Origin of the sequence: Blastomonas sp. RAC04 (genome assembly GCF_001713435.1) — a bacterium.
In the GTDB taxonomy this organism is placed as follows: Bacteria; Pseudomonadota; Alphaproteobacteria; order Sphingomonadales; family Sphingomonadaceae; genus Blastomonas; species Blastomonas fulva.
The window spans coordinates 878,716-894,954 of the sequence record NZ_CP016460.1; the positions used below are offsets into that span (position 1 = coordinate 878,716).

Here is a 16,239-nt window from a genome sequence, read left to right on the forward strand (position 1 = left end):
CGAAACGGTCGCGCTGACCGCATCCACCAATGCGGACATGCTCGAGCGTGCCGAGGCGGGCGCGCCCGAAGGATTGTGGATCCGGGCCGAGCGGCAGAGCGGGGGCCGCGGACGGCTTGGTCGGCAATGGCTGAGCCCTTTGGGCAATCTGTATTGCAGCACCCTCGTGCGGATCGGCTCCCAGGATCCCGCCGCGCATCTGCTGGCGTTCGTCGCGGGGCTTGCGGTGCTCGATACCGTCCGCGCGATTCTCCCCGACAGTCATGCCCGGCTCAAATGGCCCAACGACGTGCATGTCGATGGCGCAAAGCTTGCCGGGATATTGCTTGAGCGCCGGCGCGATGCAGTGGTGGTCGGCATAGGCATGAATGTCGCGATTACGCCCGAGGTTACAGGGCGCAGCGTCACGTCGCTGCACGATCAGGGCGCGATGGCGCAGGTGGATGCAGCAGCGGTGATCGAGCTGCTCGAACCGCGCTTCCGGTCGCGCCTGTTGCAATGGCGAACGACCGACCCTGCAACGCTGCTTGAAGTCTGGTGCGCCGCCGCGCATAAGCCCGGGGAAGCGATGGCGGTCCAGCGGGGCCCCGAGGATCGAATTGAGGGTGTGTTCGAAGGTCTGTCCACGGATGGCGCGCTGCTGCTGCGGTGTGCCGATGGGCGGATCGAATCCGTCAGCGCAGGCGATGTCCATCTCCTCGCTTGAAGCCGTTTAGTCGAAATGAAGGACGTGACGCATGCTGCTTGCCATTGATGTCGGCAACACCAACGCCGTGTTTGCGCTGTTCAACGAACGCACGATCAAGGCGCGCTGGCGGATATCCACCGATGCGCGCCGCACTGCGGACGAATATGCCGTGTGGCTGAACCAGCTGCTCGCGCTGGAAGGCTTCATCCGGCAGGATATCAGCCAGGTGATCATCTCCACCGTGGTGCCGCGCGCGCTGCACAATCTGCAGGTGCTTTCGCGCAAGTATTTCAGTGTCGAGCCACTGATCGCCGGGGTTGAACCTGCGGACTGGCAGATGCAGATCGATGTCGACGAGCCCAAGTCGCTGGGCGCCGACCGCGCGGTCAATTCGATCGCGGCGCACGCGCTGCATCCCGGTGATATCATCATCATCGACTTTGGCACTGCAACCACCTATGACGTCGTGGATTATACGGGTGCCTACAAGGGGGGCATCATTGCGCCGGGGATCAACCTCTCGCTCGATGCCCTGGTTCAAGCCGCCGCAAAGCTGCCGCGCATCGCGATAGAAACCCCGCGCAACAACCGCTCTGTCATCGGCCGCAACACCGAGGACCAGATGCAGATCGGCGTGTTCTGGGGCTATGTCGCGATGATGGAAGGACTGGTCGCACGGATGCGCGCCGAAATCGGCCGCCCGGCCAAGGTTATCGCAACCGGCGGACTTGCGGTGCTGTTTGATGAGCACACGACGATATTTGATGCGGTCGAACCCGACCTGACCCTGCAGGGTCTCGCCATGATTGCCGAAAGGGCATTTTGATTACATGAAACCTGGAAAAGAATTGTTGTTCCTGGCCCTTGGCGGGTCGGGCGAAATTGGCATGAATGCCAACCTCTACGGCTGCGACGGCAAATGGGTCATGGTCGATCTGGGCATGACCTTCAGCGATCCGGCCTATCCCGGTGTCGAGCTGGTGTTTCCCGATCTCGAGTTCATCGAGGAACGCGCCGACGACCTGCTCGGCATTGTGCTGACGCACGGCCATGAAGACCATATCGGCGCGCTGCCGTATTTGGCGGCGGACCTCAATGTCCCACTGTTCGCAACGCCGTTCACCGCCGACCTGATCCGCCGCAAGCTCGAAGAACAGGGGCTGGTCAAGGATGTCGAGCTCAACGTCATCGAGAACGAGGGCAGCCTTCAGCTCGGCCCGTTCGGCTTCCGCTATCTGCCGCTGGCGCACTCGATCGCAGAAGGCAACGCGCTGCTGATCGACACGCCCTATGGCCGCATTTTCCACACCGGCGACTGGAAGCTCGACGACGAGCCGATCGTCGGGGTGCCTTCAACGCCCGAGACGCTCACCGCGCTCGGCGACGAGGGCGTGCTCGCGATGGTCTGCGATTCCACCAACGTCTTCAATCCCGAAAGCTCGGGCTCCGAAGGTGCGGTGCGTGATGCGCTGATCAAGGCGGTAAAGCCGCTCAAGGGTCGGGCGCTAATCACCACCTTCGCCTCCAATGTCGCGCGCCTGCACACGCTGGGCGAGGTTGCCAAGGCGACCAACCGAGCCTTCTGCGTCGCCGGGCGCTCGCTCGATCGCATCATCGCGGTCGCCAAGGCCAATGGCTATCTGAAGGACCTTCCCGAACTGGTCGACTTCGACACCGCCATGGGTATGCCGCGCCGCCAGGTGCTGGTAGTCGCCACCGGCGGCCAGGGCGAACCGCGCGCTGCGCTCGCGCGCGTGGCCGAGGGCAACCACCAGATCAAGCTTGAGGCGGGCGACACCGTGCTGTTCTCGTCCAAGGTCATCCCCGGCAACGAGATCGCGATTGGCCGCATCCAGAACAAGCTGGCCGAAGACGGCATCCAGATGATCACCGACCGCCAGGCCGATATTCATGTGTCGGGCCATCCGGGACGCCCAGAGCTTGCCGAGATGTACCGCTGGATCAGGCCGCAGATACTGGTGCCGGTGCATGGCGAAATGCGCCACATGACCGAGCAGGCCCGATTCGGGACCGAGCAGGGCATCCCTTCGGTGGTGGTGCAGAAGAACGGCGATATGGTGCGGCTTGCCCCCGGCAAGCCCGGAGTGATCAGCCGGGAGCGCGCCGGCCGGTTGGTGCTAGATGGCGATGTCATCCTGCCCGCCGATGGCATGACCATGGCCGAGCGGCGCAAGCTCGCGGTCAATGGCCAGGTCAGCGTCGCGGTCGCGCTCGACGGGCGCGGCGGACTGATCGGCGATCCGGTGGTGCGCGCGCTGGGGCTTCCGGTCGAGGACGATCTCGATGCATTCATCGCCGAGACGATCGAGGATGTGCGCGAGGCGATCAACAAGCCAGGCAAGGCCAAGCCGAAGGGCAGGGGCGGCAGGTCGGAAGGCCGGTCGTCGGGCGGAGGCAACGACGTGCAGGAGGCGATCCGCCTTGCCGTGCGCCGTGCCGCAACGCGCTGGACCGGCAAAAAGCCTGTCGTCACGGTCTTGATGATCGCGGGCTGACGACCCACTTGGGCGCAAGGCAACAGGACATGAGCGCATGAGCTGGACGAGCATTGCTGCAATCTATCTGCTGTTCTGGGTGATCACCGCGTTCGTGGTGATGCCCTTCGGCGTGCGCACCGCGGAAGAGCTGGGGATCGAGAAGGTTCGCGGCCAGGCAGACAGCGCGCCCGCCAATTTCAAGCCGCTTCGCGTCGTCCTGATCACCACCGCGCTGTCCGCGGTGGTGTTCGGGCTGTTCTATGCCAACTATGTCAACGGCTGGATTGGACCATCGGATGTCAACATCTTCGGCAAGCCGCCAGGCGCCGAATGAAGGCTGCCGGGGGCTAACCCGTCCGTCTTGCGTTTAGTGTGAGACTTTGTCGCCATTTGCTGCTATACGATGGCCATCGCGCGATCCATGATCCAAGCCAGCGCGCGACTGAGAGACTCGCGGCATCCTTGCTCCACGCTCTTGCTTGCTCAGCAACACGAGCCAATGCATGCCAGATATCAATCAGCTTTTCGACAATCTCCACGTTGCGCACATGCGCGCGCTGCATTCGCCTTGCGCGGATGAGCGCGACACGCAGGCCAGTCTGGCGCGCGTCGAAGACCTGCGGGTGCATGCGATCGCCTATCCCCAGCCGGGCAGCTTCATGCCTGGCTGATGCCATCCGGGCGAAGGGTCTTGCCGCAAGGCGATGACCTGTTGCCCGCATCTTCGCGTGCAATGGCCGGGACCGGGCGTTGCACAGGTCGAAATCGAACTTCCGGTCCCGGACTATGCAGGGGGAACTGTCCGCAAATGTGTGCGGCCCCATGCAATCGACACTTAAGGAAATGACTATGCCTATTGGCACCGTAAAGTTCTTCAATGCCGACAAGGGCTATGGTTTCATTCAGCCCGACGATGGCGGCAACGACGCGTTCGTTCACATCAGCGCCGTTGAAGCATCGGGCATGCGCACGCTCGATCGCGACCAGCGCGTGAACTTTGAACTGGAACAGGATCGCCGCGGCAAGATGGCGGCTGTCCGTCTTTCGGCTGCTGCCTGATTTTCAGGTGCTAGGGTGCGGGGTGGCGGTTTGCGCCGCTCCGCAGCCTCATTCAGGTCTGGTCGTTGCCCTCAGAACGACCCAAAGATTTACGAGCGTTTAACGTATCGGTTCTAGCATGGTCTCAACAAGTGAAGGGCCGCGATATGCTGGACAGATTGCTTCGCGATCACAGGCTGATCCGCGAAAAAGCGCAGGCGCTTTTGAAGCTGCTTGATCACGAAACCATGCCCTCGCGCGCATTGCTTGCCGAGACCCGCTGGCGGGTCGGCAGCCATATCATGCAGCATCTCGCCTTCGAGGATCGCCACCTTTACGCCAAGCTGCTGCAGGACGAGCGCCCGCATGTCCGCGAAAAGGGACAGCAGTTCCAGGCCGAACTGGCCACTTTGTTCGCCGAATATGCCCAGCACGCCCAATATTGGACCCCGGATCGCATCGCTTCGGAGTGGAGCCGGTTTTGCGTCGAATCGCGCCGGATGACGCTGGCGATGTTCGCGCGGATCGATCTGGAAGAGGTCGAGCTCTACCCGCTCGCTACCAATGCGGCGATCGACATGAAGACCAACGTCGCTCCCACCACCAACTGGACGCGTGAGGCGTTTGCGATCAAGGACGCGATCACCAAGGGGGCGTGCACCCTGCCGGCCTAGGCCGCAACCGGGCTGCTGCTGCAACCCCGTGCGCGAGAAGGTTTTCTCTGCCGCGCTAATCGTCTAAGCGCAGCGCCATGTCAGAGACGAATCCCGATATCCTGCCCGCAGGTCTTGCCGATCTGCTTCCTCCGCGCGCCGAACAGGCTGCGCGGCTCACCCGCAGCGCGATGGATGTGCTGGCCGGGCATGGCTATGACCGGGTCTCGCCGCCGCTTGTGGAATATGAACGTTCGCTGGCAGCGCGCATGCAGGGCACCGGGCGCCAGCATCTGTTCCGCATGGTCGATCCTTCATCGATGCGTACGCTTGCCATTCGTTCGGACATCACTGTCCAGGTGGGCCGGGTGGCCACGACCCTGATGGCGTCGGCGCCGCGCCCGTTGCGGCTGAGCTATGCAGGCCAGGTGCTGCGCATCGCATCCGACCAGCTCAATCCCGAACGCGAGCGGCTGCAGATCGGCGCCGAACTGATCGGCCACGACAACATCGCCGCCGCGCAGGAAGTGGTGCGGATCGCGATCGAGGCGCTGGCCGAGGCAGGCGTCACCGGCATCACGGTCGATCTGACCTTGCCCGACCTCGTGGACACTCTTGCCGGCACCGCGTTCCCGCTGCCGCAGGGGCAGATTTCCTCGGTCCGGCGCGAGCTCGACATGAAGGATGCAGGCGGGCTCACTGCATTGGGCGCCGACGCTTATCTGCCGCTGCTCTATGCCATGGGACCGTTCGAGGCCGCGATCGACTCGCTGGCCGCGATCGATGCCGGCGGCGTGCTCGCCAGCCGGATCACCGCGCTGCGCCAGATCGTGGCGGCACTGCCGGACGACGTGACCGTCACGCTCGACCCCACCGAGCGGCACGGTTTCGAATATCAGAGCTGGTTCGGTTTTTCGCTCTACGCCGATGGCTGTGCAGGCGTGCTGGGGCGTGGCGGAACCTATGCCATCCCCGATGGCAAGGGCGGGGAAGAGGTCGCCACCGGCTTTTCGCTCTATCCCGATGCGCTGCTCGACATGACCCTGACCGGCGAACAGGGCGCCGCGGGCAAGCTGTTCCTGCCGCTGGGGCACGATCAGGCGGTCGCCGCAAGGCTGCGCGCGATCGGCTGGCGGACGCTGGCAGCGATCACCGATGCCGATGATGCGGTCGCGCTGGGCTGTTCGCACCGCCTGCAGGGCAGCGAGACTGTCGCGCTTTAAAGGCTGCGGCGTTCAGAATTCTTCGAGAAACGCTGCCACCGCGCGGGTGTGCGCATTGTCTCCTGCGCCCAGTTCGCGGTTGATGGTCATGTGGTTTTCTCCCGCGATCGACTGGACCACGGCTTTCGAGCCCGCAGCCCTGAGCGCGGCGGCGAGTGCGTTGGACTGCTCGGTTGCGTCCTGACGGCTGGCGACATGCAGGATCAGCCAGCGGCTGACATTGGGCGCGGCTGCGTGAGTGATCGGCGACAGCCGTGCCTGGCGCGCAGGGTCGGTGCCAAAGGCTGGGACATAGAGGCTCTTGGCGATCATCGGCGTGTCGCGCATCTGGCGCGCGACGTCATAGCCCGCACCGTCGAGCAGGATGACGCCTGCAATCCTGTCCATGTCCGATTTGAGATAGGCCGGGTCGGTCGACACCAGGGCCGCCAGATGTGCGCCCGCACTGTGCCCCATAACGATGACCCGGGCCGGATCGATACCCACCGCCTGCGATTGGGCGAGCAGCTTGCGCAGCGCCGAGGCGACGTCCTCGGCCTGCTGCTCCACCGGAGCCTCGGGGAGCAGCCGGTATCCGACCGACGCAAATGCCCAGCCCTTGCCGACGAAAAAGTCGGGCTTTTGCTGCACCATGGAGCGGTCGCCGTTGCGCCAGCCGCCGCCATGCAGATAGACCACCAGCGGATATCCGCTTGCGGGCCGCTCCGCCTGAGGCAGATACAGATCGAGCGTCTGCTGGGCGGCGGTACCATAGGCAATCGCGCGCAACGGGATATCGCTTGGCTGCGAGGGCCGCGCGGTCGGCCTGCGCTTGGCGATCCCTTCCACGAATTGCGCCTTGCAGCGTTCCGACAGCTCGTCGCCGCGCTCGCGCAGGCAGCTGCGCATCTCTGATCGGTTCAGCCCGCACAGCTTCACGATCTCTCGGCGGCATTCGCGATCAAGCAGCCGCTCGCGCCCGCCGCGCTGCTGGGCCAGGGTCGGGACGATCAGCGCGGGAGCGATCAGTCCGGCGGTCACCATCAGTGCAAAAGTCTTCCAGCGCATCGCCAGTCTCCGCAGCAATCCTATGGGGCGAGCGCAAGTCTGCCGCACGCTGCTTGCCTGCGTCCATTCTCGAAGTGCATTAAATTGTATCATGTTTTGCCCTAACACACTGGACGCAAGCGGCTGCCGTCACTAGGACGAGCGCGCTTTGCGCGTCGCTGACGGCGCGTCCATCTCGCAAAAGGTATGGTTTTGTGGCCAATGTTACGGTGATCGGCGCCCAATGGGGCGATGAGGGCAAGGGCAAGATTGTCGACTGGCTGGCGGAGCGCGCCGATGCGGTGATCCGCTTTCAGGGCGGACACAATGCCGGACACACCCTGGTCATCGGCGAGAAGGTGTTCAAATTGTCGCTGCTGCCTTCGGGCATCGTGCGCGGGACGTTCAGCGTTATCGGCAACGGCGTGGTACTCGATCCCTGGGCGCTTCGCGACGAGGTCGCCAAATTGCGCGGGCAGGGGGTGGAAATCACCCCGGACAACCTCGCTGTGGCGGACAATTGCCCGCTGATCCTGCCTTTCCACCGCGATCTCGACGCGCTGCGCGAGGATGCCAGCGGCCAGGGCAAGATCGGCACCACCCGCCGCGGCATCGGCCCGGCCTATGAGGACAAGGTCGGCAGGCGCGCCATTCGCGTGTGCGATCTGGCGCATCTCGATGCGCTCGATCCGCAGCTTGACCGGCTGTGCGCACACCATGATGCGCTGCGGGCCGGGTTTGGCGAGCCGCCCATCGATCGTGCAGCCTTGCTGGCCGAACTCGCCGAAATCGCGCCGTTCGTGCTCGAATTCGCGCAGCCGGTGTGGAAACGCCTCGGTGAAATTCGCCGTGCCGGTGCCCGCATGCTGTTCGAGGGCGCACAGGGCGTGCTGCTCGATGTCGACCATGGCACCTATCCGTTTGTCACTTCGTCGAACACCATCACCGGCACTGCGTCGGGCGGCAGCGGTCTGGGCCCACAGGCCAGCGGCTTCGTGCTCGGCATCGTAAAGGCCTACACCACCCGCGTCGGATCGGGTCCGTTCCCGACCGAACTGCAGGACGAGGTTGGCCAGCGGCTGGGCGAGCGTGGGCATGAATTCGGCACCGTGACCGGGCGTCAGCGGCGCTGCGGCTGGTTCGATGCGACCTTGGTGCGGCAGGCATGCGCGGTCGCTGGCGTCACCGGCATCGCGCTGACCAAGCTCGACGTGCTCGACGGCTTTGCCAAGCTCAAGATCTGCACTGGCTACCGGCTGAACGGCAAGGTGCTCGATTATTTCCCCGCGCATGCCGGCGATCAGGCTGCGGTCCAGCCGATTTACGAGGAGATGGACGGGTGGCACGAATCGACCGCGGGCGCGCGCAGCTGGGTTGACCTGCCCGCGCAGGCCATCAAGTATATCAAGCGCGTCGAAGAGCTGATCCAGTGCCCCGTGGCGCTGGTATCGACCTCGCCCGAGCGCGAAGACACGATCCTGGTGCGCGATCCCTTCGCGGACTGACGGGTCGCTTGATGGGGGGGTTTTCATGTCCGAAGACGGGCGTTCGCCCTTTGGTGACGGCGCGGCTCCGGCTGCGGGAGACCCGATTGTCGCGGTCGACAGTCCCGCGACGGGCCGGCTGCTGCAGGCTGCAGGACGCCCGGCTGCCCTGATCGCGCCTGCGGGCAGCGCCCTCGCGGCGAGCGCCCGGATTCATGCCTTCGACTGGCGGCGGGCCGTGCCCGGCACTGAGGCCCTGGCTTTTGTGGCATCGGATGCGGGGCTGCTTTGTCTGGTCAGTCTCGAGACCATCGATGCGGTCGATGTCCTGCTGCAGGGTCGCACCGCGGCCTGCGTCTTCGGCGATGCACCCTCGCTGATCGCCATCGCTGTGTCCGATCTGACCGGAATACTGAACGCGAACAGCGCGTTTGATCCCGACCGCGACGAACGCGCGCGGCTGCAGGCGCTGGCGATGGAGCTCGCGAGGCTGGCCGAACAGCTCGGCCATATCACCTCCGGCGATGACGATGCGCCGGACGGACTCGCCGAGCGAAACCTGTCGTATCAGGCCGAAGCACCGACCGACCGCGCACCCGCCATTCCGCCCGATCCGCAGCGGATTCGCCACCTGATCAGCATCCGCCGCCTGCGCGACCGGTTCTTCAGCCCCGATCTGTTTGCCGATCCCGCCTGGGACATTCTGCTCGATCTGGCGGCATCGCGCCTTGAGCGCCGCTCCGTGTCAGTATCGAGCCTGTGCATCGCAGCGGCCGTCCCGCCGACCACCGCGCTGCGCTGGATCCGGCTGATGACCGATCAGCAATTGCTCGAGCGCCGCGCCGATCCCGACGATGCCCGGCGGATGTTCGTGGACTTGTCCGATGCTGCATTCGACCAATTGTGCGGGTGGTTTGCGCTGGTGGATGCGCGCGGCGGGCTGGACGGTTGACCCCCGCCTGGGGGCGCGGTGGCGCAATGGCTTGTTAGTAGGGCCGCTTGCGCCTAATTTGGCAGCATGACCAGCCAGTTCACCGAACTGAACGACCGCGCGCGCGATGTTTTCCGCATCGTTGTGGAAAGCTATCTCGATACCGGGATACCCGTCGGCTCGCGCACGATTTCCAAGTCCTCCACCGTCAACCTCTCTCCCGCCTCGATCCGCAACGTGATGCAGGATCTTGAGGAACTGGGCCTGCTCGCCGCGCCGCACACCAGCGCGGGGCGGATGCCGACCGAGCAGGGGCTGCGATTGTTCGTCGATGGCATGATGCAGGTAGCAGAGCCGTCGTTCGAGGAGCGCGCGGCCATCGAAAAGCAGCTCGACAATGCAGGGCCCATAGAGGCCGCGCTGGCGGCGACGACGCAGGCGCTTTCGGGGCTGTCGGCTTGCGCCGGCATCGTGATGGTGCCGCGGCGCGAGCCTGTGCTGCGCCAGATGAGCTTCGTGCGGCTGTCGGATACTCAGGTGCTGGCCGTGCTGGTGGGCAACGATGGCAGCATCGAAAACCGCGTGCTGGAGATGAGCCGGCGCGTCACCGAGAGCATGCTGGTACAAGCGGGCAATTTCATTACCGCCCGGCTTTCCGGTCGCAGCCTGTCGCAGGCGCTGCTCGCGCTCGAAGCGGAGATCAACAGCGAGCGGGACGCGCTTGATCAGGCGAGTTCCGACCTTGTCCGCCGAGGGCTTGCGTTGTGGTCGCGTGACGGCGCCGACCGCCCGGTGCTGATCGTGCGCGGCCAGGCCAATCTGCTCGACAACGATGCGGTGGCGGATCTGGAGCGGGTGAGGCGGCTGCTCGATGAACTTGAAGCGATGCAGGACATTGCCCATCTTCTCGACAGCGCGCGGGAGGCGGCATCGGCCCGCATCTTCATCGGCGCTGAAAACAAATTGTTTTCGCTTTCCGGATCATCCGTGATAGCGGCGCCCTACCGCGATGGCGAGGGGCGCGTAGTCGGCGTGGTCGGTGTCATCGGCCCCACCCGCCTCAATTATGCGCGTATTGTCCCGATGGTGGACTTTACCGCGCAGAGCCTAACCAGATTGATGAAATGAACGGGACAGACGTGATTCAGGACGAAACAGTGACGCAGGAAGACCCCAGCAACAACGCCGACACCAGCCGGTCGCTCGATCAGGAAGCGGCTGCCGAGCTTGAAGGCGTGCCCGACAGCCTGAAGGAACAGGGCGACGATCACGCCGCGTTGGAAGAACGCATCGCCGCGCTCGAAGCGCAGCTGGCCGAAGCCAGGCAGGACGTGCTGTATGCGCGCGCCGACACCCAGAATGTCCGTCGCCGCCTCGAAAAGGATGCACAGGATGCCCGCGCTTATGCTGCGACCGGCTTTGCCCGCGATATCCTCTCCGTCTCAGACAATCTAGCGCGCGCGCTGCAGCTGATCCCCGAGGATCTGCGCGAGGACGAGAAGTGGAAGGGTCTGGTCGTGGGTCTGGAAGCCACCGGCCGCGAGCTCGACAACGTGTTCTCCAAGCACAGCATTTCGCGCATCGCCGCTATCGGCCTGCCGCTTGACCCCAACCAGCATCAGGCGATGATCGAGATCCCGAACGCGGATGCCGAGCCCGGCACCGTGGTGCAGGAACTGCAGGCCGGATACATGATCAAGGACCGCCTGCTGCGCCCGGCGCTGGTCGCGGTCGCCAAGAAGCCGGACTGAGTTCTTTCGTCATTCCCGCGAATGCGGGAATCCCGCTCCTGCGCTGGATCGGAGCATAAGCGGGCCCCCGGGTCTGAGGGGGTGACGGTATCTGCTGGCTAACTCTCAGACCGGAAACGGCAATATCTGTCGATAGGTGTTCAGCGGCGGTGCCCCCGGCACCCCGCTGCCCTGCCGGATCAGGAAGGCGTGGCGGACGAGTTCCGCCTGCTGCTCCAAGCCGTATTTGGCAAAGGGCTGTCCCGGCTTGATCGCATAGTCGTAGCGGCAGAACGGATGGCGCTTGAGCGGCAGGAAGATACCCTGCTGATATTGCCACACATGCACCATCTCGTGGATGAACAGCCCTTGGCGCGAGAGGCTGGCGCAGCTGAAATCATCGCAATAGGCGCTGCCGCCAGGGTGGAAATGGATATGCCCCATCGGCGCCATGATTGTCCTGCGCGGTTGGAAGAAAATCCATTTCTTCAGCCGGATGCGCACCTTGCCATAGGCGATGGTGTCGCCGAACACCGATCGGGCCAGCGCGACCTCCGCAGCTTCCAGTGGCCGGTCGATCGGCTCACGCCTCATTAGTGGGCCATGCCGCCTGCAGCTTCGTCGCCCGGCTTGATCGCACGGATCGCGGCATCGGCGACGATCTTTTCACCTGTGGAAAAAGAAAACACAAACTCGGCGCTGCCCTTCTTCTGCGCACCGGGGTCGACGCCCCACACCATCACGTGCTTGCCGCCGGGTTCGAACTCCACCTTGCCGCGGGTTGGCACCGGGGCCGATGCCAAGGGGCGCATCATCGACATGCCGTTCTCCTCGACCGTCTCGTGCATCTCCAGTCGAAGGATCGAAGGCGAGGAGATCGAGCGCAGAACCGTGTCCTTGGGCCCTCCGCGGACCGTGAAGTACAGCACCGAGGGGCTGTCCTTGACCGGCGAGAGCTGGACATAGGCTTTCTCGACCAGCAATTGGGCGGGCGGCTGACAACCTGCCAGCAGCGCCAGGGTCAGGCCTGCAACGACCAGATTGAGGGTGCGGATCATATCGCGGCGGTCCTCCAGAGCAATTGTGCCGAATTCGGCCAGCACGGCCTTGAGCGTGATGTAGATACTGCCACGCCTTGTGCCAAGCGAAAGCAACCCTATATCCGCCGACGGGGACGGAATCGGAGGCTGCTTGGGGGCATGCCGCCGATACGTAATCTTTCATCTGCATATCGAAAGTCACGTGGGAAAAGCACTATGGCAAAAGTAATTGGTATCGACCTTGGAACCACCAACAGCTGTGTGTCCGTCATGGACGGCGACAAGCCCAAGGTAATCGAAAATTCGGAAGGCGCGCGCACCACGCCGTCGATCGTCGCGTTCACCAAGGATGGTGAGCGGCTGGTCGGCCAGCCGGCCAAGCGCCAGGCGGTGACCAACCCGGAAAACACCGTGTTCGCGGTCAAGCGTCTGATCGGGCGTCGTTTCGACGATCCGCTGACCAAGAAGGACATGGAACTGGTGCCGTACTCGATCACCAAGGGCGCCAATGGCGACGCCTGGGTGAGCGCGGGCGGCAAGGACTATTCGCCTTCTGAAATCAGCGCCTTCACGCTGCAGAAGATGAAGGAAACCGCCGAGAGCTATCTGGGCGAGACCGTCACTCAGGCCGTGATCACGGTTCCTGCATACTTCAACGACGCCCAGCGTCAGGCGACCAAGGATGCAGGCCGCATCGCTGGCCTTGAAGTGCTGCGCATCATCAACGAGCCGACTGCGGCGGCGCTGGCTTATGGTCTCGACAAGAACGACGGCAAGACCATCGCGGTCTATGACCTTGGCGGCGGCACCTTCGACATCTCGGTGCTCGAAATCGGCGACGGCGTGTTCGAGGTGAAGGCCACCAACGGCGACACCTTCCTGGGCGGTGAAGATTTCGACTCCAAGCTCGTCGAGTTCCTGGCCGAAGACTTCAAGAAGGCCGAAGGCATCGATCTCACCAAGGACAAGCTTGCTCTGCAGCGTCTGAAGGAAGCTTCGGAAAAGGCGAAGATCGAGCTTTCCTCGGCGCAGACCACCGAGATCAACCTGCCTTTCATCACCGCCGACCAGAACGGCCCCAAGCACCTGGTCAAGATGATCAGCCGCTCGGATCTCGAAAAGCTGGTCGCCGATCTGATCAAGCGGACGCTCGACCCGTGCAAGAAGGCGCTCGAAGATGCCGGCCTCAAGGCTTCGGACATCGATGACGTCGTTCTCGTCGGCGGGATGACCCGCATGCCGCGCGTCCGCGAAGTGGTGAAGGAATTCTTCGGCAAGGAGCCCCACACCGGCGTCAATCCCGATGAAGTCGTTGCCATGGGCGCGGCCATTCAGGCCGGCGTTTTGCAGGGCGACGTCAAGGACGTTCTGCTGCTCGACGTGACCCCGCTGTCGCTGGGCATTGAGACGCTGGGCGGCGTTTTCACCCGGATGATCGACCGCAACACCACCATCCCGACCAAGAAGTCGCAGACCTATTCGACCGCTGACGATAACCAGCAGGCCGTGACGATCCGCGTATTCCAGGGCGAGCGTGAAATGGCGGCGGACAACAAGCTGCTGGGCCAGTTCGACCTGGTTGGCATCCCGCCCGCACCGCGCGGCGTTCCGCAGATCGAGGTCACCTTCGACATCGACGCCAACGGCATCGTCAACGTCTCGGCCAAGGACAAGGGCACCGGCAAGGAGCAGGTGATCCGCATCCAGGCATCGGGCGGCCTCAGCGACGCGGACATCGACCAGATGGTCAAAGATGCCGAACGCTTCGCCGAGGAAGACAAGAAGCGCCGTGAGGCGGCCGAGGCGAAGAACAACGCCGAAAGCCTGCTGCACAGCACCGAAAAGCAGCTCGAGGAACATGGCGACAAGGTCGATGCCACGGTCAAGGGCGAGATCGAAACCGCGATCGCCGAGCTCAAGACCGCGATCGAGGGCAACGAGCCCGATGCCATGAAGACCAAGACCGAGGCGCTGGCCCAGGCAGCGATGAAGCTGGGCCAGGCGATCTACGAGAAGGAACAGGCCGCAGCTGCCTCACCCGCAGGCGAAGCAGCCCCGGCTGAGGACAATGTCGTCGACGCCGAGTTCTCGGAAGTTGACGGCGACGCGAAAAACTGATTGCCGGATTGATGACCGACAGTCCGGCCGGGCGGGATGATCGTGCAGGGTGGCTGATGCCACTGTGACGGTTGTCCCGCCCGGCCGCTGCATGAAGAATCGCGACCGATGACTATGGCCACTACCACCGATTATTATGAGCTGCTCGGCGTCACGCGCACCGCAGACGATGGCACGCTCAAATCCGCCTATCGCAAGCTGGCGATGCAATGGCACCCGGACCGCAACCCCGGCGATGCCAAGGCGGAAGCGCACTTCAAGGCGATCAGCCAGGCCTATGACTGCCTGAAGGACCCGCAGAAGCGCGCCGCCTATGACCGTTACGGCCACGAGGCCTATGAAAACGGCATGTCGGGCGGCGGCGGCCGCGGAGGGCCCGAGGGCTTTTCCGACCTGGGCGATATCTTCGACACCATCTTTGGCGGCGGCTTCGGCGGAGCGGGTGGCAGGCGTGGCCCTGCACGCGGCGCCGATCTGCGCTACGACATGGAGATCTCGCTGGAGGAGGCCTATCACGGCAAGGCCAGCGAAATCTCGATCGATGTCGCGGCGACCTGCGATACCTGCGAAGGGTCGGGCGCCGAGCCCGGCACCAAGGTGCGCACCTGCAACCTGTGCGGCGGCAGCGGCAAGATGCGCGCGCAGCAGGGTTTCTTCGTGGTCGAGCGCACCTGCCCCAATTGCCATGGCACAGGCCAGGTGATCGAGAACCCGTGCCGCACATGCCGCGGCGAGGGCAGGGTGGACAAGACCCAGACGCTTTCGGTGGATATCCCGCCCGGTGTCGACAACGGCACCCGCATTCGGCTGACCGGCAAGGGCGAGGCTGGACCCAAGGGCTCGCCTCCGGGCGATCTCTACATCTTCATCCACGTCGCACGGCACCGCATCTTCGAGCGCGACGGGACCACGTTGGTCACCCGCGCCCCGATCAGCATCACCACCGCAGCCTTGGGCGGCGAGATCGAGATCCCCGGGCTCGACGGCAAGCGCCATCGCATCCCCATCCCGGCTGGAATCCAGTCGGGCAAGCAGCTGCGTCAGCGCGGCGCGGGCATGCCCGTGCTGCAGGGACGTGGCACCGGCGACATGGTCATCCAGATCGATGTCGAGACGCCTACGCGGCTGTCTGCGCGGCAGAAGGAACTGCTGCGCGAATTCCAGGCAACCGAAACCGGCCAGGAAAGCCCGGAAAGTACCGGCTTCTTCGCGCGGCTGAAGGAAATGTGGGACGGTATCGGCGAGTAAGCGCTCGCCGGTGGCCTCATTCTGGCGGGGTCAGCGCGGGCACGTTCCTTGCCGCATCCTCAGGTGAAATTCCCGGCGGCGGGGCGGCGGCGATCGTCTCCTGCCGCCGCATCACCCGGCCGGCGCGCTTGATCGCGGCGCGCACGCGCGGATAGGTGCCGCAGCGGCACAGGTTGCGGATGGCGCCATCGATCTCGGCGTCGGTCGGATCGCTGTTCTTGCGGAGCAGCACGCTGGCCGCAATGATCATCCCCGGCGTACAGAACCCGCATTGCACCGCCTGTTCGGCGACGAACGCCTGTTGCACCGGATGGCTGCGGTCGCGGCTCAGCGCCTCGATCGTGGTGACATAGCGCCCCTCGACCTCTGCGATGCTGACCAGACACGAGCGGATCGCCTCGCCATCGACCACCACCATGCACGCACCGCAATCGCCATTGCCGCAGCCGTATTTCGTCCCGGTAAGGTTGGACGCATCGCGCAATGCCCATAGCAATGGCGTTTCGGGATCGAGCCGGTATTGCACCGGACGGTCGTTGACGGTGAACTTGGTCATGGCATG

Annotated in this window: 18 protein-coding genes; 14 read left to right on the forward strand and 4 right to left on the reverse strand. The window is 64.2% G+C overall.

Annotated elements, in window-relative coordinates; genetic code table 11:
* Positions 1–13 precede the first annotated feature (13 nt).
* The 8 genes from BSY18_RS05275 (at position 14) to BSY18_RS05305 (ending at position 6,100) form a co-directional block, all read left to right on the forward strand.
* The gene (locus BSY18_RS05275; protein ID WP_257785066.1) at positions 14–706 is read left to right on the forward strand and encodes a biotin--[acetyl-CoA-carboxylase] ligase; all 693 of its coding nucleotides are present in this window, start codon (positions 14–16) and stop codon (positions 704–706) included.
* 31 nt (positions 707–737) lie between these two features.
* Positions 738–1,514 carry a type III pantothenate kinase gene (locus tag BSY18_RS05280; protein ID WP_054133006.1) on the forward strand — a complete coding sequence of 259 codons (777 nt, stop codon included), beginning with the start codon at positions 738–740 and terminating at the stop codon, positions 1,512–1,514.
* Positions 1,515–1,518: 4 nt separating this feature from the next.
* A complete protein-coding gene (locus BSY18_RS05285) occupies positions 1,519–3,204 on the forward strand; it encodes a ribonuclease J (protein ID WP_054133005.1) in 1,686 nt (561 codons plus the stop codon).
* Between the two features lie 37 nt (positions 3,205–3,241).
* Positions 3,242–3,520 carry a DUF1467 family protein gene (locus tag BSY18_RS05290; protein WP_069049903.1) on the forward strand — a complete coding sequence of 93 codons (279 nt, stop codon included), beginning with the start codon at positions 3,242–3,244 and terminating at the stop codon, positions 3,518–3,520.
* Between the two features lie 169 nt (positions 3,521–3,689).
* Positions 3,690–3,857, forward strand: a complete 168-nt coding sequence (locus BSY18_RS21225) for a hypothetical protein (protein WP_156317882.1) — start codon at positions 3,690–3,692, stop codon at positions 3,855–3,857.
* Between the two features lie 178 nt (positions 3,858–4,035).
* Positions 4,036–4,245 (forward strand): cold-shock protein, encoded by a 210-nt coding sequence (locus BSY18_RS05295; protein WP_017671033.1) that lies wholly within the window; start codon positions 4,036–4,038, stop codon positions 4,243–4,245.
* A gap of 146 nt (positions 4,246–4,391) precedes the next feature.
* Entirely contained in the window at positions 4,392–4,898 is a 507-nt protein-coding gene (locus tag BSY18_RS05300; protein ID WP_150126214.1) for a hemerythrin domain-containing protein, read from the forward strand.
* A 77-nt stretch (positions 4,899–4,975) separates the two neighbouring features.
* Positions 4,976–6,100, forward strand: a complete 1,125-nt coding sequence (locus tag BSY18_RS05305) for an ATP phosphoribosyltransferase regulatory subunit (RefSeq protein WP_054133002.1) — start codon at positions 4,976–4,978, stop codon at positions 6,098–6,100.
* A gap of 12 nt (positions 6,101–6,112) precedes the next feature.
* Here BSY18_RS05305 and BSY18_RS05310 read toward each other — a convergent pair whose 3' ends face one another.
* Entirely contained in the window at positions 6,113–7,147 is a 1,035-nt protein-coding gene (locus BSY18_RS05310; protein ID WP_171900177.1) for an alpha/beta hydrolase, read from the reverse strand.
* Positions 7,148–7,341: 194 nt separating this feature from the next.
* Here BSY18_RS05310 and BSY18_RS05315 point away from each other — a divergent pair, with 194 nt between their 5' ends.
* The 4 genes from BSY18_RS05315 to grpE all read left to right on the forward strand — a co-directional run bounded on the left by BSY18_RS05315 (position 7,342) and on the right by grpE (position 11,292).
* Complete coding sequence (locus BSY18_RS05315) at positions 7,342–8,631, forward strand: adenylosuccinate synthase (RefSeq protein WP_069049905.1); 1,290 nt, start codon at positions 7,342–7,344, stop codon at positions 8,629–8,631.
* 25 nt (positions 8,632–8,656) lie between these two features.
* Entirely contained in the window at positions 8,657–9,562 is a 906-nt protein-coding gene (locus BSY18_RS05320) for a winged helix DNA-binding protein (protein ID WP_069049906.1), read from the forward strand.
* A gap of 66 nt (positions 9,563–9,628) precedes the next feature.
* Positions 9,629–10,669 carry a heat-inducible transcriptional repressor HrcA gene (hrcA, locus tag BSY18_RS05325; RefSeq protein ID WP_054132998.1) on the forward strand — a complete coding sequence of 347 codons (1,041 nt, stop codon included), beginning with the start codon at positions 9,629–9,631 and terminating at the stop codon, positions 10,667–10,669.
* The gene (gene grpE, locus BSY18_RS05330) at positions 10,666–11,292 is read left to right on the forward strand and encodes a nucleotide exchange factor GrpE (protein ID WP_082382026.1); all 627 of its coding nucleotides are present in this window, start codon (positions 10,666–10,668) and stop codon (positions 11,290–11,292) included. Before hrcA ends, grpE begins: the two co-directional genes overlap by 4 nt.
* 105 nt (positions 11,293–11,397) lie before the next feature.
* Here grpE and BSY18_RS05335 read toward each other — a convergent pair whose 3' ends face one another.
* A complete protein-coding gene (locus BSY18_RS05335; protein WP_069049907.1) occupies positions 11,398–11,865 on the reverse strand; it encodes a vgr related protein in 468 nt (155 codons plus the stop codon).
* On the reverse strand, positions 11,865–12,425 hold the full coding sequence (locus tag BSY18_RS05340; protein ID WP_083231321.1) for a copper chaperone PCu(A)C: 561 nt from the start codon (positions 12,423–12,425) through the stop codon (positions 11,865–11,867). Before BSY18_RS05340 ends, BSY18_RS05335 begins: the two co-directional genes overlap by 1 nt.
* A 102-nt stretch (positions 12,426–12,527) precedes the next feature.
* Between BSY18_RS05340 and dnaK the strand changes: the two genes are divergently transcribed.
* Both dnaK and dnaJ read left to right on the forward strand, forming a co-directional pair.
* Positions 12,528–14,429 carry a molecular chaperone DnaK gene (dnaK, locus tag BSY18_RS05345; RefSeq protein ID WP_069049908.1) on the forward strand — a complete coding sequence of 634 codons (1,902 nt, stop codon included), beginning with the start codon at positions 12,528–12,530 and terminating at the stop codon, positions 14,427–14,429.
* 114 nt (positions 14,430–14,543) lie between these two features.
* Positions 14,544–15,677 carry a molecular chaperone DnaJ gene (gene dnaJ, locus BSY18_RS05350; protein WP_069049909.1) on the forward strand — a complete coding sequence of 378 codons (1,134 nt, stop codon included), beginning with the start codon at positions 14,544–14,546 and terminating at the stop codon, positions 15,675–15,677.
* Between the two features lie 16 nt (positions 15,678–15,693).
* Here the strand turns inward: dnaJ and BSY18_RS05355 are convergent, their stop codons facing one another.
* Positions 15,694–16,233 (reverse strand): (2Fe-2S)-binding protein, encoded by a 540-nt coding sequence (locus BSY18_RS05355; protein ID WP_069049910.1) that lies wholly within the window; start codon positions 16,231–16,233, stop codon positions 15,694–15,696.
* Between the last annotated feature and the right edge of the window lie 6 nt (positions 16,234–16,239).